Origin of the sequence: Vagococcus intermedius, from assembly GCF_029144185.1 — a bacterium.
GTDB lineage: Bacteria > Bacillota > Bacilli > Lactobacillales > Vagococcaceae > Vagococcus_D > Vagococcus_D intermedius.
This window is the reverse complement of the sequence record NZ_CP110232.1, coordinates 1,914,750-1,938,267: the sequence shown is the minus strand read 5'-3', so window position 1 is coordinate 1,938,267 and position 23,518 is coordinate 1,914,750. Positions and strand designations below refer to the sequence as shown.

General features: G+C 33.3%; 20 protein-coding genes. 16 read left to right on the top strand and 4 right to left on the bottom strand.

Annotated features, from left to right (window positions below; all coding sequences use genetic code 11):
• The first annotated feature begins 469 nt into the window (after nucleotides 1–469).
• The 7 genes from OL234_RS09000 to OL234_RS08970 all read left to right on the top strand — a co-directional run bounded on the left by OL234_RS09000 (nucleotide 470) and on the right by OL234_RS08970 (nucleotide 8,660).
• Nucleotides 470–751 carry an ArsR/SmtB family transcription factor gene (locus OL234_RS09000; protein ID WP_275468895.1) on the top strand — a complete coding sequence of 94 codons (282 nt, stop codon included), beginning with the start codon at nucleotides 470–472 and terminating at the stop codon, nucleotides 749–751.
• Nucleotides 752–814: 63 nt separating this feature from the next.
• Complete coding sequence (locus tag OL234_RS08995; protein WP_275468893.1) at nucleotides 815–1,750, top strand: ABC transporter ATP-binding protein; 936 nt, start codon at nucleotides 815–817, stop codon at nucleotides 1,748–1,750.
• The gene (locus tag OL234_RS08990; protein ID WP_275468892.1) at nucleotides 1,743–2,513 is read left to right on the top strand and encodes an ABC transporter permease; all 771 of its coding nucleotides are present in this window, start codon (nucleotides 1,743–1,745) and stop codon (nucleotides 2,511–2,513) included. The genes OL234_RS08995 and OL234_RS08990 overlap by 8 nt, the downstream gene beginning before the upstream one ends.
• Nucleotides 2,514–2,775: 262 nt before the next feature.
• The gene (locus OL234_RS08985; RefSeq protein WP_275468891.1) at nucleotides 2,776–6,537 is read left to right on the top strand and encodes a hypothetical protein; all 3,762 of its coding nucleotides are present in this window, start codon (nucleotides 2,776–2,778) and stop codon (nucleotides 6,535–6,537) included.
• Nucleotides 6,527–6,895 carry an LPXTG cell wall anchor domain-containing protein gene (locus OL234_RS08980; RefSeq protein WP_275468890.1) on the top strand — a complete coding sequence of 123 codons (369 nt, stop codon included), beginning with the start codon at nucleotides 6,527–6,529 and terminating at the stop codon, nucleotides 6,893–6,895. The genes OL234_RS08985 and OL234_RS08980 overlap by 11 nt, the downstream gene beginning before the upstream one ends.
• Nucleotides 6,895–7,587, top strand: a complete 693-nt coding sequence (locus OL234_RS08975; protein ID WP_275468889.1) for a WxL domain-containing protein — start codon at nucleotides 6,895–6,897, stop codon at nucleotides 7,585–7,587. Before OL234_RS08980 ends, OL234_RS08975 begins: the two co-directional genes overlap by 1 nt.
• Nucleotides 7,588–7,640: 53 nt before the next feature.
• Complete coding sequence (locus OL234_RS08970) at nucleotides 7,641–8,660, top strand: WxLIP family cell surface protein (RefSeq protein ID WP_275468888.1); 1,020 nt, start codon at nucleotides 7,641–7,643, stop codon at nucleotides 8,658–8,660.
• A gap of 726 nt (nucleotides 8,661–9,386) precedes the next feature.
• On the opposite strand, the gene OL234_RS08965 is transcribed toward OL234_RS08970, so the two are convergent.
• Nucleotides 9,387–10,886 carry a helix-turn-helix domain-containing protein gene (locus OL234_RS08965; RefSeq protein ID WP_275468887.1) on the bottom strand — a complete coding sequence of 500 codons (1,500 nt, stop codon included), beginning with the start codon at nucleotides 10,884–10,886 and terminating at the stop codon, nucleotides 9,387–9,389.
• A 559-nt stretch (nucleotides 10,887–11,445) separates the two neighbouring features.
• On the opposite strand from OL234_RS08965, the gene OL234_RS08960 reads away from it, so the two are divergent.
• Complete coding sequence (locus tag OL234_RS08960; protein ID WP_437184446.1) at nucleotides 11,446–12,192, top strand: CatB-related O-acetyltransferase; 747 nt, start codon at nucleotides 11,446–11,448, stop codon at nucleotides 12,190–12,192.
• Between the two features lie 253 nt (nucleotides 12,193–12,445).
• On the opposite strand, the gene OL234_RS08955 is transcribed toward OL234_RS08960, so the two are convergent.
• A complete protein-coding gene (locus OL234_RS08955; protein ID WP_275468886.1) occupies nucleotides 12,446–13,096 on the bottom strand; it encodes a YczE/YyaS/YitT family protein in 651 nt (216 codons plus the stop codon).
• 78 nt (nucleotides 13,097–13,174) lie between these two features.
• On the opposite strand from OL234_RS08955, the gene yeiL reads away from it, so the two are divergent.
• Nucleotides 13,175–13,840 carry a transcriptional regulator YeiL gene (yeiL, locus tag OL234_RS08950; RefSeq protein WP_275468885.1) on the top strand — a complete coding sequence of 222 codons (666 nt, stop codon included), beginning with the start codon at nucleotides 13,175–13,177 and terminating at the stop codon, nucleotides 13,838–13,840.
• An 80-nt stretch (nucleotides 13,841–13,920) separates the two neighbouring features.
• Here the strand turns inward: yeiL and OL234_RS08945 are convergent, their stop codons facing one another.
• The gene (locus OL234_RS08945; RefSeq protein WP_275468884.1) at nucleotides 13,921–14,265 is read right to left on the bottom strand and encodes a DUF3784 domain-containing protein; all 345 of its coding nucleotides are present in this window, start codon (nucleotides 14,263–14,265) and stop codon (nucleotides 13,921–13,923) included.
• A 450-nt stretch (nucleotides 14,266–14,715) separates the two neighbouring features.
• On the opposite strand from OL234_RS08945, the gene OL234_RS08940 reads away from it, so the two are divergent.
• The 4 genes from OL234_RS08940 to OL234_RS08925 all read left to right on the top strand — a co-directional run bounded on the left by OL234_RS08940 (nucleotide 14,716) and on the right by OL234_RS08925 (nucleotide 19,812).
• Nucleotides 14,716–15,126: a (deoxy)nucleoside triphosphate pyrophosphohydrolase gene (locus tag OL234_RS08940; protein ID WP_275468883.1), complete on the top strand. Its 411-nt coding sequence runs from the start codon at nucleotides 14,716–14,718 to the stop codon at nucleotides 15,124–15,126.
• A gap of 4 nt (nucleotides 15,127–15,130) precedes the next feature.
• Entirely contained in the window at nucleotides 15,131–18,043 is a 2,913-nt protein-coding gene (locus OL234_RS08935; protein ID WP_275468882.1) for a DEAD/DEAH box helicase, read from the top strand.
• Between the two features lie 185 nt (nucleotides 18,044–18,228).
• On the top strand, nucleotides 18,229–18,762 hold the full coding sequence (locus OL234_RS08930; protein ID WP_275468881.1) for a TetR/AcrR family transcriptional regulator: 534 nt from the start codon (nucleotides 18,229–18,231) through the stop codon (nucleotides 18,760–18,762).
• Between the two features lie 9 nt (nucleotides 18,763–18,771).
• Nucleotides 18,772–19,812 carry a carcinine hydrolase/isopenicillin-N N-acyltransferase family protein gene (locus OL234_RS08925; protein WP_275468880.1) on the top strand — a complete coding sequence of 347 codons (1,041 nt, stop codon included), beginning with the start codon at nucleotides 18,772–18,774 and terminating at the stop codon, nucleotides 19,810–19,812.
• 38 nt (nucleotides 19,813–19,850) lie between these two features.
• On the opposite strand, the gene OL234_RS08920 is transcribed toward OL234_RS08925, so the two are convergent.
• Nucleotides 19,851–20,609 (bottom strand): GntR family transcriptional regulator, encoded by a 759-nt coding sequence (locus tag OL234_RS08920; protein WP_275468879.1) that lies wholly within the window; start codon nucleotides 20,607–20,609, stop codon nucleotides 19,851–19,853.
• 189 nt (nucleotides 20,610–20,798) lie between these two features.
• Here OL234_RS08920 and OL234_RS08915 point away from each other — a divergent pair, with 189 nt between their 5' ends.
• The 3 genes from OL234_RS08915 to OL234_RS08905 are packed head-to-tail and all read left to right on the top strand — an operon-like array spanning nucleotide 20,799 to nucleotide 23,448.
• Nucleotides 20,799–21,575: an SDR family NAD(P)-dependent oxidoreductase gene (locus OL234_RS08915; RefSeq protein ID WP_275468878.1), complete on the top strand. Its 777-nt coding sequence runs from the start codon at nucleotides 20,799–20,801 to the stop codon at nucleotides 21,573–21,575.
• Between the two features lie 32 nt (nucleotides 21,576–21,607).
• Nucleotides 21,608–23,032 carry a PTS transporter subunit EIIC gene (locus OL234_RS08910; protein WP_275468877.1) on the top strand — a complete coding sequence of 475 codons (1,425 nt, stop codon included), beginning with the start codon at nucleotides 21,608–21,610 and terminating at the stop codon, nucleotides 23,030–23,032.
• Nucleotides 23,023–23,448, top strand: a complete 426-nt coding sequence (locus OL234_RS08905; protein ID WP_275468876.1) for a PTS mannitol transporter subunit IIA — start codon at nucleotides 23,023–23,025, stop codon at nucleotides 23,446–23,448. The genes OL234_RS08910 and OL234_RS08905 overlap by 10 nt, the downstream gene beginning before the upstream one ends.
• The last annotated feature ends 70 nt before the right edge of the window (nucleotides 23,449–23,518 follow it).

Sequence of the window (23,518 nt, the reverse complement as noted above, 5' to 3'; positions counted from 1 at the left end):
AAGAATAGTTGAGGATCAAATAGTTAATTGTGACATGATAAGTAAAAAAATTAAAAATAACCGTGTAATAACTTGGAGGAGTTAACCGGTTATTTTTTATTGTAAAATGAGTTATCAGGTAGTGCTGATAAAACTATGATTTTTGTTCAAGCAAGTCTCATTTTATTTTATGAGTATAGTGTAGGAGTGTCTTTCATAGGTGGAAAAAATCGTGAAATAACTTTTTTAAAACGATGACCTTTTTTATTTAGAAGATAAGCCTGCTATATTAGTCGTCATATTATTCTATTTTAGCTAGTTTTTTTAAAATTAATTAGTAATCTAATATGGATTTATTTTTTTATTGATAATTATGAGAGAAATAGGGCAAGAGACTTATAGATGACTTGTGATTAATCTAGGGTTGACAATAGATAGATAAATCTCTATATTATAGATAGAAGAACTTCTATCTATAGGAGGAGAAGCAATGAATTATGAGGAAACAGCTAAATTTTGTAAAGCCTTAGGTGATCCAAATCGGGTTCAAATCATTGATCTATTGTCTCAAGGAGAGCGGTGCGCCTGTGAGTTACTAGAGCACTTTGACTTCACCCAACCCACCCTATCTCATCATATGAAAGTTTTGATATGTGCGGGGATCGTTCAGACTAGGAAAGTTGGGACGTGGCATAATTATTCACTTAATCTTGAAAAAATGAAAGTTTTTTCAGCAAGCATTCAGTATCTAATACCAGAGATAACGAAGTAGGGAGATTAGTTTTTTAGTAGACAAGTTGAAAAGAGAGTTTATAAAGAAGGAGTCAAGATAACTATGACAAATGCATTAGAAATAAATGGCTTAAAAAAAGTTTATGACACAGGTGTTGAAGCGTTGCGAGGAATTGATTTAACGGTTGAAGAGGGTGATTTTTATGCTTTGTTAGGTCCAAACGGAGCGGGAAAATCAACAACAATAGGGATTATTACCTCATTAGTTAATAAAACGTCAGGGTCAGTTAAGGTCTTTGATTATGATCTGGATACAGATTTGGTTCGTGCTAAACAACAAATTGGTTTAGTCCCTCAAGAATTTAACTTTAATCCGTTTGAAACGGTGCAACAAATAGTAGTCAATCAAGCAGGTTACTATGGTGTGTCACGTAAAGAAGCGATAAAACGCAGCGAAAAATATTTGAAACAATCCAATTTATGGGAAAAACGCGATGTGAAGGCTCGTATGTTGTCAGGTGGCATGAAACGTCGTCTGATGATTGCTCGTGCTTTGATGCATGAACCACGGTTACTGATTTTAGATGAACCAACAGCAGGAGTCGATATTGAATTGCGTCGTGAAATGTGGACCTTTTTACAAGAGTTAAATCGACAAGGAACGACAATTATTTTGACTACTCATTACTTAGAAGAGGCAGAAATGTTATGCCGTAACATTGGAATTATTCAGTCAGGTGAAGTGATTGAAAATACCAGTATGAAAAATTTATTATCAAAATTACAATATGAAACATTTATCTTTGATTTAGAACAATCAGAGAGCATTCCTGTGATTCAAAACTATCAAAGTTTTCTTGAAGATGACCAGACACTTGTTGTTGAAGTTGAGCGTAATCAAGGAGTTAATGATATTTTTGCACAATTAACAGCGCAAAATATTAAAGTATTATCAATGCGGAATAAATCAAACCGTTTAGAAGAATTATTCTTAAAAATTACGGAAGACACACAGCAAGTGGAGGATAATCATGCTTAGTTTATATATTACAGCGTTAAAGAGTTTAGCTTATAAGGAAACAAATCGTTATTTGAGAATTTGGGTTCAAACCTTAGTTCCGCCAGTTATTACAACGTCACTATATTTTGTTATTTTTGGCAAAATGATTGGGGGACGGATCGGTGAGATGGGCGGTTTTTCTTACATGGAATTTATTGTTCCAGGTTTGATTATGATGTCGGCAATTACCAGTTCTTACGCCAACGTCTCGTCTTCTTTCTTTTCACAGAAGTTTCAAAAAAATATTGAAGAAATTTTAGTTGCACCTGTCCCAACCCATATCATTATTTGGGGGTTTGTGATTGGTGGCCTTGGTCGTAGTATTTTAGTAGGGTCTTTAGTTACGATTATCTCATTATTCTTTGTTCCTTTACATGTGGTATCATGGCCGATTGTGATCATTACTTTATTAATGACAGCTATTGTTTTTTCATTAGCAGGTTTAATTAATGGTATATTTGCGCGTTCATATGATGATGTTTCAATTGTTCCAACCTTTGTCTTACAGCCTCTAACTTACTTAGGTGGCGTATTCTATGCCATCTCAATGTTGCCACCATTTTGGCAAGCTGTGTCAAAAATCAATCCGATTGTTTATATGATCTCTGGTTTTCGTTATGGTTTCTTAGGAACAGTTGACGTACCGGTAGGTATTTCTATGACAATTTTGATTGTCTTTATAGTAGGTTTATATATAGTAGCATGGTATTTAATAGAAAAAGGACGTGGCTTAAGAAGCTAGATAATAACATAAAAACACCGCAGTTGGCATTCGTCGACTGTGGTGTTTTTTTATTTTAACAAATTTCAATCAAAATATGACTCTATAGTAATCCTAATTTTAACTATATTACCGTCGTTATTGCACTTAATTATCCACTAATGGGGTGATTCATTCAGATATATATAATAAATTCGGATAAAAAGCATTTATTATGAGGACATAGCGTCAAGGAGATATTTTGACTTGAATAAAAAGAGACGATGAAAGCTAGGAGAATGTGATGACTAAAAAAATAATAATCGGGATGACCCTATGTTGTCTTATAGTATTAGGCCAATTATCCGTAAAAGCAACAGACGATAACCTTAAGCAGAGTAAGTTTGTTAAACAAAGCCCTTCAACTTTAGCAATAAATAGGAAAGATAAAATTATAAAAGGGAATACTAAGTCTTTATTAGGGATAAAAAAGCTATCATTACAAGAACCTATGGTCGCCAGTGATACTAGTGGCGGTGAGGAGACAGCTAAAATAAGTAAGCGTGAAAAAATAAGCGAAGAAGACACTAGTGAAGAAACAACAAGTCAAGAAAGTAAGCCTGAAGAAACGAGTGAAGCAGAGACTGTTAAAGCAACAAGTCAAGAAAGTAAGCCTGAAGAAGAAGCGAGTGAAGCAGAGACTGATAAAGCAACAAATCAAGAAAGTAAGCCTGAAGAAGAAACGAGTGAAGCAGAGACTGATAAAGCAACAAATCAAGAAAGTAAGCCTGAAGAAGAAGCGAGTGAAGCAGAGACTGAAGAAGCAACAAATCAAGAAAGTAAGCCTGAAGAAGAAGCGAGTGAAGCAGAGACTGAAGAAGCAACAAATCAAGAAAGTAAGCCTGAAGAAGAAGCGAGTGAAGCAGAGACTGATAAAGCAACAAATCAAGAAAGTAAGCCTGAAGAAGAAGCGAGTGAAGCAGAGACTGATGAAGAAAAAAGTCAAAAAGGTATGAGTGGTGTAGATCAAAATCTAATGGATGATAATATTACAGAGGATGAAAAATCAAAAATTTCTTATAGTGTTAGTAACGATGGTTTAACGATGAATGTTCAGTTAAAAAGAAGACCTAAGTGTATCAGTATGCAGTTAGTGATTGTCCCTAGGTTATTAAATGAGTATCGGAATGTTAAGACCTTGGTAATCGATGGGGAGTTTTCAAGAGACGATTTAGCAATGGGCTCAGGTAATCAACTATCTTTGACAAATGTTGAAACTATCGTCTTACAACATTCAAATATTATTCCTTATCAATTTTATTTTGCGACGAGTGGTCGAGACAATAAATTGAAGACGCTGAAATTAGATTCTAGTGTAAAAAGTAGTCATGAAAATTCCTTAATATTTTCAGGTCGATCATCTTTAAGTAACTTAGAAAAGGTTGAAGCGCCAGGTTTAGCTATAGTCCATAACGGTACTTTTGATGGATTTAAAGGAACAGAGCTAGTACTAGACGCTCTAGAAGGTGCTAAGTATGCAGATGGACTCTATAACAATTTTTATGATTTTCCTAATGCTAAACGTTTGATATTACCTAAACTAAAGGAACTTAACGGTTATAAGTTATTCTCAAATATGCCTAAAATGGAAGAAATCGATTTACGTAGCTTAACCGATTTATCAGTAAGTAGAGGAAGTAATATATTTGATACTAAAGAGTTAGCACAACCGATGCGTATTAATCTAAGTTCATTATTACAATTACCGGAAGTAGATTTTGGTAATATAGACGCTGCTGCTCCTATCTATGTGTTGGCTAATAAAAATTTAACGATTCATGATGATGCAAAATTAAATAATGCCTTTTTTTATTCAGCAGTTAATCCTCAAAAAAACTACATTATTCCAAAAGATGAAACAATTAAAATTTCAGCTTTTGGGGAAAAAGAAGTTTACAAGTTTGATTCAGCTAAGTTTCTTATGAATTGGTATTTAGATGACAAGTTGTGGAAAATAACAGATACGGCTAACGTTTGGGTAGCAAATAAATCTATTTCAAAAGGCAAGCACATTTTAAAACCAGTCATTACATTTAGACCAACAAAGAACAGTGATTATGTAGAGGATAAAAAGAATGTGCCATTAAAACCTATTACCATCTCACCTGAAGAAGAACCGATTGTGACGACTCAAAAAGTAACTGCTAAATTGGGACAGTCTTTTCAACCGAAAGACTTTATCAAGGAAGTGAAAGTTGGTGACGACGTTATTCCCATGGCTGAATTGGACATAAAGGCAGAGCAAGAACAACTACCTAAAAAACTATTACGAAACAATCATTTTATGTATGCGACTGAGAAGAACAAAGGAATCACAGTTCCCTTAACTGTTGGTTATCGTAAGCCAGAGACCGGGATACATTTTGAGGTCAACGCAGAAGCAACTCTTGATGTTAATTATGGGGCAACTATCGGCATGCAGACGATCGCTCCAGCGGTAGGCTTTAATAAAACCGATATGGGGAGTTTAACGTTAGTAAAAGAATCAAACGGTCTATCATTACGTCCTGTTTACGGTGAGAAAGCGGCAACGGAGTATCCATATGCGATTAATGATGCCAATCATGTTGCGATAGAAGCCTATGTCGGCTTATATCAAGGTGTTAACAATCTAGTTGACGTCAGTGCTAAGCAAGATAGAGAAGGTGAGATTCTTCAAGATAATCAGTATTTGCAACAATATCCAGGTGGGACTACCCTAGATCAAATGATTGAACTAGGAGAAAAACAGTTTGGAAATGTGACGATTAACCCAGGTGATGTGGTAGCGCAAAGCGTTCATAAACATGGCAAACAATATAATTGGGAAACAAAAATAACTGCAGTGGATAAATTTTTATATGGTGAGCAAAGTTATATGGGTGGAGATAATTTGAAATTTTCACGTTTTAATACAGATTTATTTGAGGCTGGTGTACAAAATGGGCAACCGACTTTTTCCCATTTAACCTTAAATCATTTTGAAAATCCCCACGGACCGAAGCCATTAAAAGAGTCCAAAGACATTGAACCCGTTCCAATTAAAACTTTTTCAGATTTAAACGATGAAAAAGTTTTAAGTTATTTAGGATTAAATCGTGACATCAAAAAGTTTAACGGCTATGCCAATATTTCTAAAGAAGTGAAGGAAGCAATTGACTTAGATAAAGGGGGCATACAAACAATACCCGTTCAAGTATTTGAAAAACTTTCCAATACTGGTTATGCCAGATATGAGTATGATCTAAAGATTGACGTTAAAAAACCAATTACTGTGAAGTACGTTTACACAGATTCTAATAAAACACTGTTACCTAAATCTGAGAGTGGCTTAGCTAATGTTACTAAAAAATACACCATTAAGGATGCCAATCAAGATGGCACTTTAAAAATTGATCCGACAAATTTGAGCAAAAAGAGATTTGATTTTAAAGGGAGTTTTAATGGTGATAATCTGATTAGTAACAAGGAAGAAGCCATTAATATTCCTTTTGAATCTAATAACCAAACAATTTATTTGAAATATAAAGGGCAATCATGGGTGGACAGTCTCAAAAATGATTTTTCATTTCATGGAAAAATGTTAGCTGAGAAACAGTTACTGATTAATCAAGGTGATAAGCCTGTTCAATTGACAGTCAAAAGTACTGACTTACATCCAGAGTGGTCCTTACGTGCTAAGATTGACAACTTTAAAGAGCCAAACAGTCATCAAACGATCACACAAGATAATCTAGCGTTACGAATTGATAAAAAAATCTTAACGCAGGATGGAGTGATTGTTCATCGCACCCCGGTTGATAATCAATTGCAAGAAATCACCTTAACTTTTGGTGATCGAGATACTCCTACAACACTTAATAATAAGAAAGCTGATGTTGCGGTTGGTAAAAATAGTTATAGATGGATAAAACCAACAAAAGACTATACCGCAACGATTACTTGGGAAGTGAATGATTCAAACCAATCTTTTCAAGAATATCAAACCGCTCTTCCTTTGAAAGTAGGTGCAAAAGATGATAGATAAAAGAAGTTTTATTGTAAGTGGGCTAATAATTAGTGCTCTTTTGATTAGCCCAATACTATCTTCAGCAGATAGTTCAGCAAGTGTGACCTTTTTGCCAAACCCTTCGTTACCACTTTATCCGGAAGAAATAAGTAACAAGGAGAGTGACAAGGTAGAGCCATTAGATTTGACACATAAAAATAAACCCAAAAATCTTGAGAATGACAAGCAAGGATTGGGTAGATTACCCCAAACAGGAGAGAAGAGTAATCTTCAGATTTATGGGGAGTTGATTGTAATCAGTACGTTCATAATCGGGTATTTAAGAAAAAAAATTCTTAATAATAAAGCAATTAAATCAAGAACGGAGGAATTATAATGGAAAAAAAGTTTAGTATTTTAGTAGTATCAGCAATTATCATCGGAGGTGCTAGTATTAGTTTAGGTGCAGAGGCAGCTACTAATACAGCAGGTCATGTTGACTTTGAAAAAGGTGAGTTAGAACATGTGCCAGTTGATCCAAATGACCCTTCGAAACCAGGTGCCCATCCAGATGTGACAGTACCAACTTTTGACTTTGGAGCATTTAAAGTTGGTAAAGAAGAAGTAGGAAGAAAAGTCCTATCAGAAGGCGAAAAATCTAAAAGTATGGGATTGACGTCAACAGGGATTGGTAACTATACAGGAGATGAAAATGCTTGGACTCTAAAATTAGCTGCAGATAATTTTAAAGTAGCCAATGAGAAAGCATCTAGTGCTGTCTTATCAGATATTACTTTTGATTTTTCTAAGTTAAAAGTAACTGCAGTCGAAAGTAATACAGCATTGAAGAATAAATCAACAGAAACAACCGTTATGACAGGAAAAGCACCATCAGCCATCTTCACTTCTGAAGCAGGTGCAGTTGCCTCAGGTAAGTTTCAGTTTGATTATAGTAATATAGCGATGTCGGTTCCAGAGAAAACTGCACAACAAGCAAAAACGAAAGCCTATAGTTCAGTCTTAACTTGGAATTTATCAGTTATTAACAATCAAGGTAAGAGTCAAGTTGCAGCATTACCAGCTAAATAAAAATAAGGACTTAGGTCCTTATTTTTATTGGATTTAGAATAGGAGAACATGAGATGAAAAAGCTTTATTTAGTATTAGTAGTAGGAGTATGCATGATACTTTCCCCCATTTTTGCAAGTGCAGAGGGATTTACAATTAGTGTGAAACCAGAAATTCCCGATAATCAAAAAGACACCAGTCAAACGATGTATAATATTCAAATGGCTCCTAACGAAGAAAAAGAGTATGTCTTGCATGTGACTAATGATGGTGAGGAAGAGAGAAAAGTAGCAATTATGATGACTGATGCTACAACCTTACCAGATGGGACGATTGACATGTCAAATCCACAAGTAAAGTTGATTAAAAAAGCTAAAAATAAATTGAGTGAGTTAGCTAGCTTACAACAAGACACATTAGTCATTCCTGCTAAAAGTACAAAAGACGCTACGTTTACAATTAAAACACCGAAAGAAGAGATGCCAGGGATTATACTAGGTGCTATTTATGTACTAGATAAAAACGAGAAAGGCAATTCAAAAGATAATGAAAAAGCTGGAATGTCGATTCGCAATCAAATGGGCTATACGACTGAAGTAATGTTATCCTTATCAGATCAACAAGTAAAGGCTAAACTAGCATTGGACAAACTTAAAGTAGGAACCTATATGGGTCATCCTTCATTAGAAATTCCTATCCAAAATATTAATCCAAATATTGTTCCGAATGTGACAGTTAAAACGGAAATAAAAAAAGTTGGGGCTAGTGAGATATTAGTGACTGATACAAAAAAAAATAATCAACTTGCTCCACAAGCTTTTTTTCCTCATCAAGTTAAACTATCAGAAGATAAAATAAAAAATGGCACGTACACGGCTTTAATAAAAGCTGATTCTGATTATGGGCATTGGGAATGGCAGCGTGAGTTTAAAATTACGAAGCACCAGGCAAAAGATATTAATCAACGGACAGAACAAGGTGTGAATAAATTACCATGGTGGGTTTATATTTTAATAATAATCGGTTTAATTTTAGTGATATTAGTAAGTTATTTGATTTATAATGTAAGAAAAAAGAATGATAATAAAAAATAATCACACATTAACCGTTATAAGTCAGCCTGTGATTATCTTTTATAAAGGACTGTGATACTAGTTATTTAGTTAGTTTAAAATCAAGACAAGCCAGTTAGCGAACATTGTAAAATAAACTAAGTTTGCATGCCCTTGATACTGTTTGCATGCTGATAAATCTTTAAAGGTAAATAATCTCCGATAGTTAGTTGAATCTAATTGCTAGTTAAGAGATTGCCAGTAAGAGAAAATAGGGTACTAAGTTCCTGACAGTTAAATAATTCTAGCTGAGTCGGCAAGGTTTATTTAGTAAGCAAGTAACAAGTCGAAATATTCAGTTGAAAGTCTATAAATACTAGCAAAATCAGGTAAAAAAAAATCAAAGTCAGTATTTATATTGATATTTGGTTAAACTAATTGATAATTGTTCAGGATAACTATTTGTTAAATAGCGACCCAAGGGGGTGGCTATTTTTTTTACGTGGACGAAGATTCAATGCGTGCGACTCAGTATCTAAGATATGGTAAACAAAAACAAGGTTATCAAAAATTGGTTGATAGGTAGTAGTAATTTGTTAGGCAAATATTTGTAAAAAGACTTCTGTATAACTATCCTTTAATTGAGACAATGGTATGACCTATTTTTTTAGGATAGTACTTTATTATGGGAACGACCATTCTTTTTATAAAGTAATGTCGCAAGTTGCTCATACTTAGACATCTAATTTTTTGTAATGAGCTATAAGTCTAGTTAGTATAATCATCGGATAAAGCTTTATTATTTAGCATAACAGTAATAAGGCTATGTAGTTCAGACATTTTTTTAGACGAGTGGGTGTTAATAAAGGAGAAGAAATGCGAGGTGTAAGGGATAGTAACAAGGTGGTCTGAAATGATTAAATCAGATTGGTAAATATCTTGAACAAATTCTAGCGATCGATTAAAAGTATTATTAAGTCTATTTTGTAAAAAATACTCAAAGGATAAATTATTGATAAAATCGAGTGATAATTTGAGAACAGGATGTTGAAAGCTACGGATTACAGTATAACAAGCATCAATAAAAATTTTTTTATTATTAGTAATAATTTGTCTTGCTTTGTAAGACATGTTAGCACAAGTTTTAGGATCTTCAAATAAACTAACTAATTTAGTGTACAGTGGGTGATTAGCATCAGTGAATTCGCAAGAATCACTATGCTTATTGGCAAATAACGATTTGATATCGAAGTTTAATAAGGCTAAATAAACGGTATGGAGATGAGCAACATATAGAAAATCATAAAAAATATCTTGGGATGTATCCAAGTTAGGAATAAAATTATCCACTAATTTTTGAGTAAGATGAACAAGATCTTTTGTCATGGTATTATTTTCTTCAAGAAGCACTTGGACAATTGCATGACGTGTGTCAGAGGAATCTAATCGTGAAGAGAGTAATCGAGGGATTAAATTTGCAAATAAACGGGTATCTTCAGTTAGTGGCATTATTGTAAAAAAATCGTTTACTAGATTGGTTTGAGTGAGCATGATTGTTAAAATTGGTTTAATATAAGGATTAGGGATATTAATTTTATGAAGCGAATAATAGCGTTTTTTAAAGATTTTTTGAACTTCATTTAACCTGATTTCATTGATTTTATCTGCATGATAGTAGGCTATTTTTTTTGGGGATGTCATAATATCAGAAGATAAGATTGAATTTTCGGAAGGTGCGAGTGAAAAGGTAGAGATAAATTGTTGCATTAAAAATTCAAAAAAAATAATATGCGTTTCAGGTCCATAAAAAAAAATCTCACCATTACGCTGGCTGATTTTGATCTGAGTTCGTTTGATATAAACATTTATGCGAGCGATTAGTTTATTCAAATAGCTTTTGGAGAGGTTGAGTTGTAACAGTAGCGAGTGAGTATGTTGTTTATTTTTTTGTAATAAAGAGCAGATAAGGCGATAACTATTGGAAACATCCAAATAGAGATGAGCCAGACGACAGTAAATCGTATAAAAAGAAAGGCTACCCTCATAAATTATTTCAACTAGTTCTGAGGTATGCCTGATAAAAATTGGTGAATCAAGTACGATGTCGCGTAAGTCAGAATTTATTGTATCGATATAACGTGAAAAAGTATTAATGTTAATGGTTAATTGATCTAGTAATTCCGTTTTTTCTAATCGATTATTTTGAGCTAGGGATTCAAAAAGGGTTAGGCACATATATTCATTTTTTTTGAGTAATAAATCTAACATATTAGTTCCTCCCGGTCGGTTTAATTGTCATGATAATACCATGATTAAACGTGTTGCGATAGGGACACGTAGCCAGGATAAAAGCTAGCAAAGGTTATGATAGCAAAGATAATGTACATAAAGATACTAAAATGGTGAAACTTCACCAGTATAGGGTAAATTAAAGTAAATCTCGTTATTAAATGGCAGCTTATTAAAAGAAGTAAGTCCGATTTGAGTGTCTAACTAATTAGTATCTAGAATTGTATGCCACGTGATAGATTGTAAAGATAATGTTGACACAATTTATCCAGAGTAGTAAGAAGTTAAAGGGCAGTTTTTATTAAGGTATTCTAAAATTTATTGAACACTATTAACATAATTTAATCAATAATGTCTATCTTGTTTATCTAAAAAAATAATTTTTACTAATTGACAAAAAATGTGAATATAAGTATTTTTGAAGTAGATTATTATCATTGGAGGATACAATATGAATGAGAAATACACACAGTTTTTTTGTGACAATATTAGGTTTACAAGACTTCACAAAAGGAAAAATATAAAGAGTAACAAGGCATTGATGGAGTTATTTAAAGCTAAAAAAGTCTACACAAGAGCCCGTATGGAAGGGACAAGGTTTAAGGAAGGTGACAGCCTAATCATTGGAGAATATGCTGTCATAGAACCCTATACACTTTTTTTGAAAGGCAATCATTTTCATACGATGGGAGCATTTAGTTCAACGGTGAGTATTCTTCCAGTTAATACTGTAATAGGGAGATATTCTTCAATAGCTAATAATGTTAGCAGGACATTTGGGAATCATCCAACCGATCGATTTACGACCTCAATGTTGACCTATGATGCCACAGTTATCCCATTTAATGATTATTTAGAAGAACGAGGTGTAGACTATCCGTTTGTCCCACAAAAGTCTAAGAATGGTTCCCCTATTATTATTGGAAATGATGTCTGGGTGGGTCAAGATGTGCGTTTTGTCTCAACAGGCGTGACGGTGGGAGATGGTGCGATTGTTGGTGCAGGGGCTTTAGTGACTAAAGATGTTCCACCTTATGCTATCGTGGGTGGCGTACCTGCCAAAGTTTTAAAATATCGTTTCCCACAAGAAATTATTGATCAGTTATTAGAATTAAAATGGTGGCGGTATGGCTATGCTGATTTTACAACAGTGTTACCAAATGATGATATACAAACATTTATAGACAAAGTAAAAGCATTGGAACAATCAGGCAAGATAAAAGAATTTAAACCAACACCTATGACAATTGCAGATATTACAAAGGCGATGTCAGAAGATACTTAATAAATAATGAAAGAGTTTAATTTTGTAATTGTTATTAAGTCATGTGAAACAGTTAGGAAATAAGCTAAAGTTATCCACGTGTGGATAACTAACAAGTGAGAAATTTTAAGCTAGTATGTGGAGAACGTTGGTTATTGTAAAGTTCTCCACATACTAGCTTTTATGCCATAAATTATTATTTGAAAGAGTTCTGAAAATTATTGATAGTGAAGCGGATTAAAGTCATATAGACAAGGCAAGGTATCGCTGTCTGTTAGAATAATAATCTGTTTGGATGTTCAGTAGTTATTAATTTGTTAAAGGCTTTTTTGGTTAGGCTGATAGTCATGGTAAGTACAAGTAAACTTATTAGGGTCCCCTCTCTTACAAAGACAGGTGAGTGATTTGCAAATGAGACCATGAGAGACAGACTGACCGAGATGATATCAACACTATAGCGTAAGGTTGCAAAGGACACGTGCCATTTAGCGGACAGATGTTGGCAAACACTTTCAATTGGAAAGGACAGGACCTTTAAATTTAAGACCATTCCAGTACCAAAACCAGCAATGAGTGAGCCTAGTAAAAAAAGACCTAGACGATTAGCATAACTGTTAATAGTGAGTCCTGTAAATACCTGATAAGTAAAAAAGTTAATAACATAGCCTAGTGCTAATACCGTCATGATCTGAATCAGATAACTACTAATTAATTTTCCTTTTGTTAAGATAATATAAAGTAGTAGAAAAAGACCATTAACAATGGCTGTCATTGATCCAATTTTAAGTGAAAATAGATGAGCTAAACTAAGATTTAAAGCGTTAAAACTACTGACGCCAACTTGGGCAACAATAGTCAAACTGATCCCGAGTCCCGTCAATGTGTAAAATAAGAGTGATAAAAGTAATAAATTAAATTTTTTCATGTTATCCCGTCCTTTCTCTTGTAATTTAGCATGCTTCAATTAATAATAATAAGAGATATCTCACATTTGGAGGGGAATATGAAAAAAATACGATTAAAAGAAACAAGTGATTATAATCATTTCTGGCAACCTATGAAAAAAATGATGAGTTTACCACTTGAAGAGTTGGCTCATCTTAGAATTTTTACTAAAGGCGAACGGATTATACGTTACAATAGTGGGACGGATATGTTATATATTTTATTAGAAGGAAAAGCTAAGATTTATGTATTACATGAAGATGGCAAACAGTCAATTGTTCATTTTGTACAGAATGGTGAATTGATTGGAGAATTAAGTTTGTTGGAAGTGGAAGAACGTACGAAAGATGTTATTGCTCAAACTGAGTGTGTCTGTTTGGCAATCCCTTTACAAGATAATAGGGAAAAACTGCTCAATGATGTCGTCTTTTTACAGCAACTCAGCTATTATTTGGCAGAAAAAGTATTAAATCGAACAGAACGGTTTAGTGAAGGGCTAAATTATCCGTTGATGAATCGTTTGGCAGCCTTTATTTTATATACTGAAAATGATGGGTTTTATCATGAAAAACATACAGAGGTAGCGGATTATTTAGGTGTTAGTTATCGTCATCTACTGTACACATTTGAACAATTGAGAGATAATCAGGTGTTGAAAAAGGATAAACCAGGCTACTGGATTCAAAATAGGGCAAAACTTGAGGCGCTTGCCAAAGATAGTTAATTCTAATATTTTGTTATAGGGTTACTAGTAGTTTTCAATAGATAATAAAGAGCCCCTTAAAATAGGGGGCTTTTTTGTGATTAGCCATTTTTTTTACTATCTTTTACTTTTAGAATGACATAAAAAAAGAAAGTAATGGTAGGAATGCCAATTAAAAGTAAATCGAAAAAAGGTGCAAAGAGATCTTGTAAAATAAATTGTAGCACGATTGATAGGTAGAAGATGTAGACGCCAGCTACTAAAGAGACTTTACTAGCGTTTTGAAAGATTTTTTTAGTGTTAACGTTATCTTTTTGTTTAGGAGATAGATGATTGTAACCTGCGATTAGATGTAACCATTGACCTTTGCTAAATTTATCACTACAAACAAAACATAAGACACTTAATAACATCATAAGAAAAAAAATAATGACATTAAAAATCATAATAATAGGGGCTCCTTCCAGTAATAGTGACGTGGTTCGTTCTTTTTATTTTACTATATAAGTGATGAATAAGTCATTCTTAAAGAAGAATATTTAATAATAAAATGACGTATTCTGATATTGTGTCTCAACTATTTGGATGTTATGGTTTCACCGATATAAATTGGTAGGATAAGGAACAAGATAGCTTAGGGAGAATATTGAAAAAACTTTCGGTTAGAATAGACAATGTATTGCGATAAATGACGCAAACCTAGGGTGACAGTCAAGACAAAACTAATATGTGAGAAATTAAATTCAGTTAGATTTCTGTAAGAGTAGAAGAAAGAAATAATCTATCCATGGACAAGAGAGTTATAGTTCTGTTATCAATTATAGGTAGTTATTTTTTTAGAGTATAAACATATGTTATGATAAATATATAAAATAACTTTAGAAAAGAGAGTTAGTATGACAAGTCAAATTAATGTTGTTGGCGCTATCATAATTAAAGATAACAAGATATTGTGTGCACAGAGAGGTCTAGAGCGTGATTTAGCATATTTATGGGAGTTTCCTGGTGGGAAAGTTGAGCAAAATGAATCTCCCCGAGAAGCCTTAGAAAGGGAATTGGTCGAAGAATTAGAACTTAAGATAATCGTATCTCAAAATGAGTTTGAAACGACTAGTTATTTATATCCCTTTGGTTGTGTCCATTTAACAACTTATTTATGTTATTTAGAAAGTGATTTAGAACCTGTTTTAAAAGAACATATTGCGGTTCGTTGGTTAGAAGCTGATGAGTTACTAAGTTTAAGATGGGCCCCAGCTGATGTGCCATCCGTAAAAAAAATAATATCGCAAGATAGTTTGGAGCATTAGTCAGATGAGAAAGTCAGTTAAGTCAAGTGTGCTGGAACAAGCGTTACAAAGAGGTTTTATCAATAAGGAAATGGAAGGGTCTGAATATGCTCCCAAATTAGTTATTAATAATCCTAAAACAAAAACGTTTGTTATTAATGATATTTTGAAAGAGTTATCGGGAGCCAAAAGTTTTTTCTTTTCAATCGCATTTGTTACCCAAAGTGGTTTAAATGAATTAAAAACAATGTTAGCAGATTTAAATTTAAAAGGAATTAAAGGGAGACTATTAACATCTAATTATTTAGCATTTAATTCTCCTGATGTTTATAAAAGCCTTTTAGAAATTCCTAATCTTGATGTTCGATTGTCTAGTAAACCAGGATTCCATGCGAAAGGTTATTTATTTGAAAAAGACGATTATTATTCATTAATTTTAGGGAGTTCTAATTTAACGAAAAATGCAGTGAAAGTTAACTATGAGTGGAATATTTTGCTAAATTCATTAGAAAATGGCGAGTTGATACAACAGACAATTAACTTTATGGAAGCAGAATGGTCAGAGTCATCTGTATTGACGCCAGGATGGATTGAAGAGTATCGAAAAGTTTACCAAGCTCAGTTTTCAAAAACTTTAAAACAACAAAACTTACTGATGAATCCTAGTGAAGATTCTCTGAATGTTTGTTCTATTAATAATATAAAACCTAATAAGATGCAGCAAGTTGCACTTGAAAACTTAAACGAGTTACGCGAAACTGGAGAAAAAAGAGGGTTAGTTATTTCTGCTACAGGGACAGGGAAAACATATTTATCAGCCTTTGATGTTCGTCAATATCAACCAAAGCGTATGCTATTTATTGTCCATCGTGAACAGATTTTAAATAAAGCTAGACAAGAATTCCAAAAAATATTGGGTGGGAATTCAGATGATTTCGGCATCTTATCTGGGACTCAAAAAGAAACATCTGCAAAATATTTATTCTCCACAATTCAAACAATTTCCAAAGATAATTATTTAGAGCAGTTCGGACCAGATTATTTTGATTACATATTAATTGATGAAGTCCATAAAGCTGGGGCTGATTCTTATCAAAAGGTAATAGATTACTTTAAACCAGAATTTTTATTAGGAATGACGGCAACACCAGAAAGAACCGACGGGTTTGATATCTTTGGTTTATTTGATAATAATATTGCTTATGAAATACGTCTACAAGAAGCCCTGGAAGAAAATATGTTAACCCCCTTTCACTATTTTGGTGTGACGGATTATATAAAAAATGGTGAGACTATTGAAGAAACCTCAGATTTGCAATTTTTAGTAGCAGATGAACGGGTTGATTTTTTAGTTGAAAAGCTCAGGTATTATGGATGTGATGGTGATAAAGTAAAGGGATTAGTTTTTTGTAGTCAGAAAAATGAAGTAAAGGAACTCGCAAAAAAATTTAGTGAGAGAGGGTTAGAAAGTGACTATTTAACTGGGGATCATTCTTTAGAGACAAGAGAAAAGGTTGTCCAAGAATTAGAAAGTGGCGAGCTATCTTATGTTTTTACAGTGGATATTTTTAACGAAGGAATCGATATCCCAGAGATCAATCAAGTAGTGATGTTACGTAATACCCAATCGAATATCATTTTTGTACAACAACTGGGGCGCGGGCTACGTAAACATGAATCTAAAGAATTTGTGACAGTGATTGATTTTATTGGAAATTATAAAAATAATTACATGATTCCAATGGCATTGACTGGAGACAGTTCACGTAATAAAAACAGTTTACGTCGTGATACTTTTGAAGCCAACTATATTTCAGGATTATCATCGGTTAACTTTGAAACAATTGCTAAAGAACGAATTTATTATGCAATTGACCAAGCCTCACTTGATTCAATGGCCGAATTGCGAAAAGCTTTTGAGTTGTTAAAAAACCGTTTAGGACGTGTTCCTTATTTATGTGATTTTGAAGAAAGTAATATGCTAGAGCCTTTAATTATTGCGAATAAATATGGGAATTATCATCATTTTCTAGTAAAAGTAAAAGAGAGTACCCACCAGCTGACAACTGATGCTGATCGTTATTTGAAAATTGCTTCAAGAGAATTTTTACCAGGCCATCGTCGACATGAACAGATTGTTTTACGATGTTTACTTAGGTGTGGCGAGATGAAATTAGAGCAACTAATGAAAGTATTTGAAACGAATAATTTATTGGTAAGTAATAAGACTGTTCGTTCGGTTATAAATGTTTTAAATTTAACATTCTTTTCTGGAAGTAATGCAAAAACTTATGCTGGGGCACCTTTTATAAAAGAAAATGAAGGCACTATTTTTTTAACAGAAACTTTTTTGAATTGCTTGGAAGACGATTACTTTAAAAAATTATTTTTAGATATTTTAGTAACATCAGACATCAAAAATGAAAAATATAATCAGTCTCTACCGTTAACGTTACATGATAAATACACACGTAAAGAAGTTTTAAAATTACTTGAATGGGAAGAAGAAATGGTCCCGCTTAATATAGGAGGTTATACCTATAAAGAGGGCCAATTTGTTATTTTTGTTACTCTTCAAAAAGGTAGTGGTTTTAATGGAGCTAAAGTGGCTTATAGAGATGAACTACTTAGTTCTAGTGAAATGAAATTATATTCTAAAACTGGTCGTAGCTTAAAATCCAATGAAGTCAAAATTTTATTAGAGCCTCATGATTGGCAGATTCATTTATTCATCCAAAAATCAAATGATGAAGGTAAAGACTTTTATTATATGGGGGAAGTCCTACCTATTCGTGAGTCAATCCAGGAAGTTAAAGAAAGGTTAGAAGATGGAACAATTAAGGATTTAGTAGAATATGATGTTCAGTTAAAACAATCAGTAGATAATGCTTTATATCAATATTTATTATCAGGAGATGATGCAAAAAACGCCTACTAAATTAGTAGGCATTTTTTGTATAAGTATGGAGCTGTTAGCTCCCTTTTTTGTTTTTTAGTAAGATTTATAATGATTAATATCTAGTTTTTGTCCATTAAATACAAACTAACAGGTTGACTTTATGAAAATGTTAAATTAAAATAAAAAAAGACGGCTGGACGGTTTTTTTAAAAGGAGTGTGTACGATGAAAAAAGCAGAGTTGAAAAAGCAACGTATTTATCATGCAACGAGTGAGTTGATTGATGAATATGGTGGCAATTTTTCTTTAGAAATGGTAGCTAAAAAAGCAGAAATTAGTAAAGGTGGGCTATTGTACTATTTTCCGACAAAAGAGAGTTTACTAGCTGCATTGGCAAGTGACATTCACGAAGATTTTACTGCAGGTGTTATTCAGCGTGCAGAGAGTGCTAAAGTTTTGAAAGGACGGTGGACGCGTGCTTTATTAGATTCGTTGATTGAGGATATGGAACAAGGAATGCGTTTAAATGTAGCTGTTCGAGCGAATGTGATGATTGACCATCAACTGATTGAAAAAGTTCGTTCAGATTATAGTAAAATTCAAAATCATTTGGAACATGATGGGATTGATCCTTTAAATGGGACAATTGTCAGATTAGCGATGCAAGGGTTATATCATGCTACATGGTTTGATGTAGCACCATTGGATCGGGTTGACACACGAAAAGTAATTGAAAAATTATATCAATTGATTGAATAGGAGAAGATAATGTTAAAGAAGATTTTAGTAAGTTTGTTAGCAGCGGTCATTTTAGCTGTTGTTGGGTTAGGACTGTTATTTAGAAAAGAAATACAAACCTTGATAGCTGTCAAGAAAGTAGATGATTATGGTTTTTATGAGATGAATTTTAAAGCAGATTATGGTTTTGATAAATTTTTAGAAACAGGGGTCAATAACGATCAAGAATTAGTCGAATATGTTTCCAAGCAATTATTAAAAGGAATTCCTCTGGCTATTGATATTCCTGATTTAGGATGTAGCACATTTAATGCAATCAATGAAAAAGGTGACCCGATATTTGGGAGAAACTTTGATTTAGGTTTTTCTCCTTCAGTTTTAGTTAGAACAGCTCCTGAAACTGGGTATAAGAGTATCTCGATGGTCAATTTAGAATTTTTAGGTTATGGTGAAAATGCCTTAGATAAAATAAGTGATCGATTGTTTAGTTTGGCAGCACCTTATATACCATTAGATGGGGTAAATGAAAAAGGAGTTGCTATGGGGATTTTGTTATTACATGACGCGCCAACTAATCAACAAACAGAAAAAGTTGATATTACCAGTACAACGGCCATTCGTTTAGTTTTAGATAAGGCTGCTAATGTGGATGAGGCGATTGAGTTATTAAAGAAATATGATATGCATGACTCAGCTGGTGTGGCTTACCATTATCAAATTACTGATGCCAGTGGTAAGACAGTAATTGTTGAGTATATTAATAATAAAATGACTATTTTAACACCTGAAGATAAGTATTTTGGTGCGACTAATTTTTATCTAACACCAGGTAAGAAGTTCAATCAAGGAAAAGGTCAAGATCGTTACAAGAAAATTATGACGACTTTAAAAGATAAAAAAGGGCAGTTGGAATTAGCAGATTCAATGAATTTATTAAAAGCGGTTAGTACAAATAAGCAAGAGGAAGATGATGCTACTCAGTGGAGTGGGGTTTATAATAATAAAAAACAAACTTTAGATGTAGCAATTGGGCGTCAATATAATAAAATTCATCATTTTAGTGTTGAATAAAAAAACTTTTCCATTATTTTAATGGAAAAGTTTTTTTATTAATCATTATAAGTAAGCGTGATATTAAATCTTGATAGATCTCCACGATCTCTTGATAATGAATACTCTATCGGAGTATCATCATGATCATATGTGACTGTTTTGACTAATTGAATAGCATTATGCTCACTGATTTTTAAAAATTTAGCATCGCTTTGATTTACATTCATAGCATTAAATGTTTTGGTAGCGTATTTTATCTTGACAGCGTAGTCTTTTTTTAGCGTATCGAACAGCGAAACTTGACTAAAATCATAATGATATAAATTAGGAAAACGTTCATAAGGAACATAAGTTGTAACGAGTAATGATGGATTCTTATCAACATAGCGTAATCTTTCTAAACGATAAAATTGTTGATAATGTTTACCAAAAATTTTTGTTAAAAAAGGAGTTGCTTGGACAATAGTTTGTTCAAGAACAGTAGTCTTACCTTGTAATCCTTGTTTTTCTAATATATCCATGTAGCTATTTAGTTCTTTTAAGTCTAGGGTATTTAATTTTTTATTTGGTTCTGATACGAAAGTACCAATTCCTCGACGTCGCTCTAGTTGTCCATCATTTACTAAGATATCGATAGCTTGCCTAACAGTTGTACGGCTTACATCAAAAGAAGTCATAAGCTCTTTTTCAGTGGGAATTTTTTTGTTGATCGGATAGTTACCATTATTTATATTTTCGATAATCAACTCTTTTAGTTGATAGTATAAAGGAATTGGACCATTTTTTAAGCAGTTTTGTTGCAATTTATTTTCCAAAGTTGATACCTCTCTTGTTATGACATCGTTACTTATTTTTCATTATAACGTAGTTATAATAGTTTGTACATAAGTTAACATAAGGAAATAAAGAATATTTCGTTGACAATTAATTAGATTGTGCTAATATATATCTCAAAGAGGTAACGACGTCATTACCTCTTAAAGGTTGTGGAGGGAGCAATTAATATGAAATTTACAGATAAAGTAGCTCTAGTTACAGGCGGAGCAAGTGGATTAGGTGAAGGTATTTGTCATCAGTTAGCTAAAGAAGGTGCTAAAGTAGTTGTGACAGATATTAATTTGGCAGGTGCAGAGCATGTTGTAACTGATATTTTAAATAATGGCGGACAGGCCCTAGCTTTGCAATTAGATGTGACTGATATGAAAAATATTCAAGAAGTCGGAGCTATTGTTAAGGAAAAATATGGTTTAGTTGATTATTGGGTGAATAATGCGGGAATATCCAAAATTACGCCATTCTTTGAACATACGGAAGAATTATGGGATCAAACACTGAACATCAATTTAAAAGGACAGTTTTTATGCTGTAAAGAAGCAATAACGCAAATGCTTGAAAAAGGTAAAGGTAGTATTGTTAATATGTCCTCACAGTCAGGTAAAATTGGGACGAGTCATTATCAGGCATATTGTTCAAGTAAATTTGGTGTCATTGGTTTGACACAATCATTGTCAGCCGAGTTTGCCCCAATGGGAATACGTGTTAACAGTGTTTGTCCAGGTGTTATTTACACACCAATGTGGGATCAACAAAAAGTAGATTATGGTAAAAAAAGAAATTTAGAACCAGATATGGTAATGGATTATTTTAAAAATAAAATACCATTAAGACGTTTAGGGACACTAGAAGATATTGCTAAAGCTGTTTGCTTTTTATTAAGTGATGAGGCAGATTATATTACAGGTCAAGCGTTAAATTTAAATGGTGGAGATAGCATGTTTTAAGTTACATACATTTAATAAAGAGGAGAATGACTATGGATTTTAAAATGAAGATTCAGAAGTTTGGTGGCTTTTTAGCTGGTATGGTTATACCAAATATTGGTGCATTTATAGCATGGGGCTTAATCACAGCCCTCTTTCTTGATTCAGGATGGTTTCCTAATAAGGACTTAGCGACAATGATAGGGCCAATGCTTCAATTTTTATTACCTATATTGATAGCGTTTACTGGCGGTCGTATGATCTATGGCCAAAGAGGGGCAGTGGCAGGAGTTGTTGCTGCTTCAGGAGCTATTTTTGGATCAGAAATTCCGATGTTTTTAGCCGCTATGATTTTAGGTCCGATCGGAGCAGTTGTTATCAAAAAAGTGGATGAATTATTGGAAGGTAAAATAAAATCCGGTTTTGAAATGTTAGTTAATAATTTTTCAATTGGGATAGTTGGTATGTTGATGGCAGTTGTCTCCTTTTATATTGTGGGACCATTTATAGGTGCTGCAACCAATGCTGCAACAGCTGGGATCAATGTTATTATTGATGCTAAATTGTTACCTTTATTAGCAATTATTATCGAACCAGCTAAAGTCTTATTTTTAAATAATGCGATTGATCAAGGTATTTTTGTTCCTTTAGGAGCAGCTGAAATATTGGAACATGGTGGCAAAACACTCTTTTATATGCTAGTTTCTAGTCCGGCTCCTGGTGCTGGTATTTTGTTAGCGTATTCATATTTTGGTAAAGGAAATAGTAAGAAATCTGCACCTTCAGCGTTATTAATTCAATTTGTAGGTGGGATTCATGAAGTATATTTCCCATACGTCCTTATGAAACCAGTTATGTTTTTAGCAGTGATTGGTGGCGGGATTGCTCAAATTATCGTTTGGGTACTTTTAAAAGCTGGTTTAGCAGGATATCCTCATCCAGGGAGTATTATTTCTTTTATAATTATGTTACCAAAAGGAGGAGCTATTTCAGTCTTACTAGGGATTTTGGCAGGGATTGCGGCTAGTTTCTTCATTGCTGCATTCTTCTTAAAAATTGATAAATCATCTGGTGAAGAAGAAGACGTATCATTGAGTGATGATATTGGTGAGATGTTAGGTGTACCAGTTGAAAAAAAAGGACAATCTAATTCAGTAATAAAGAATAGTTATAAAGTTGAAGATATAAAATTGATTGTCTTTGCCTGTGATGCCGGAATTGGTTCGAGTGCCATGGGAAGTGGTATTGTTAAAAAGAAAGTAAGAGAGGCAGGTTTGGACATTCAAGTTGAAAACTTTGCTGTAGATAGTGTACCAAAGGATGTAAAAGTAATTGTAACACATGAAAATTTGTATGACAGAGCAGTCTTAGCAGCACCTAATGCAGTCGTCAGAACAGTGAAATCGTTTTTAAACGACCCGGAATATGATATTCTAGTAGCAGATCTATTGGAAGGGGAAGTTAGTTCATGCAAGTAAATATGGAGAATATTTTGTTTGGTTTAGAAAGCACAAAAAAAGAAGAGGCTATTCGTTTAGCAGGTGATGTTTTACTGAAAGACGGTCTAATTGAAGAACCTTATATTGAATCAATGTTAGCTAAGGAAGCGACAGACATCACGTATATCGGTAATGGTATTGCTATTCCTCACGGCTTAAGTGATGCTAAAAAGTATGTGAATTCATCAGGGATTTCAGTATTGCATTTTCCAAAGGGCATCCAATATGATGATAATATAGCCTATATTATCATTGGGATTGCTGGAAAGGATAACGATCATTTAATCCTACTGCAAGAATTGGCTATTAAATTATCTGATCCATCTTTTGTCGAGGAGCTTGTAAAAGCCCCGACAAAAGAAATTTTTACTTCTTTATTTAATAGTGAAGTGTAATAGTGATAATTGAAGATAGAGACAGTTCTTGTTTCTATCTTTTTGTTATAAATATAGTGACATAAAAGGA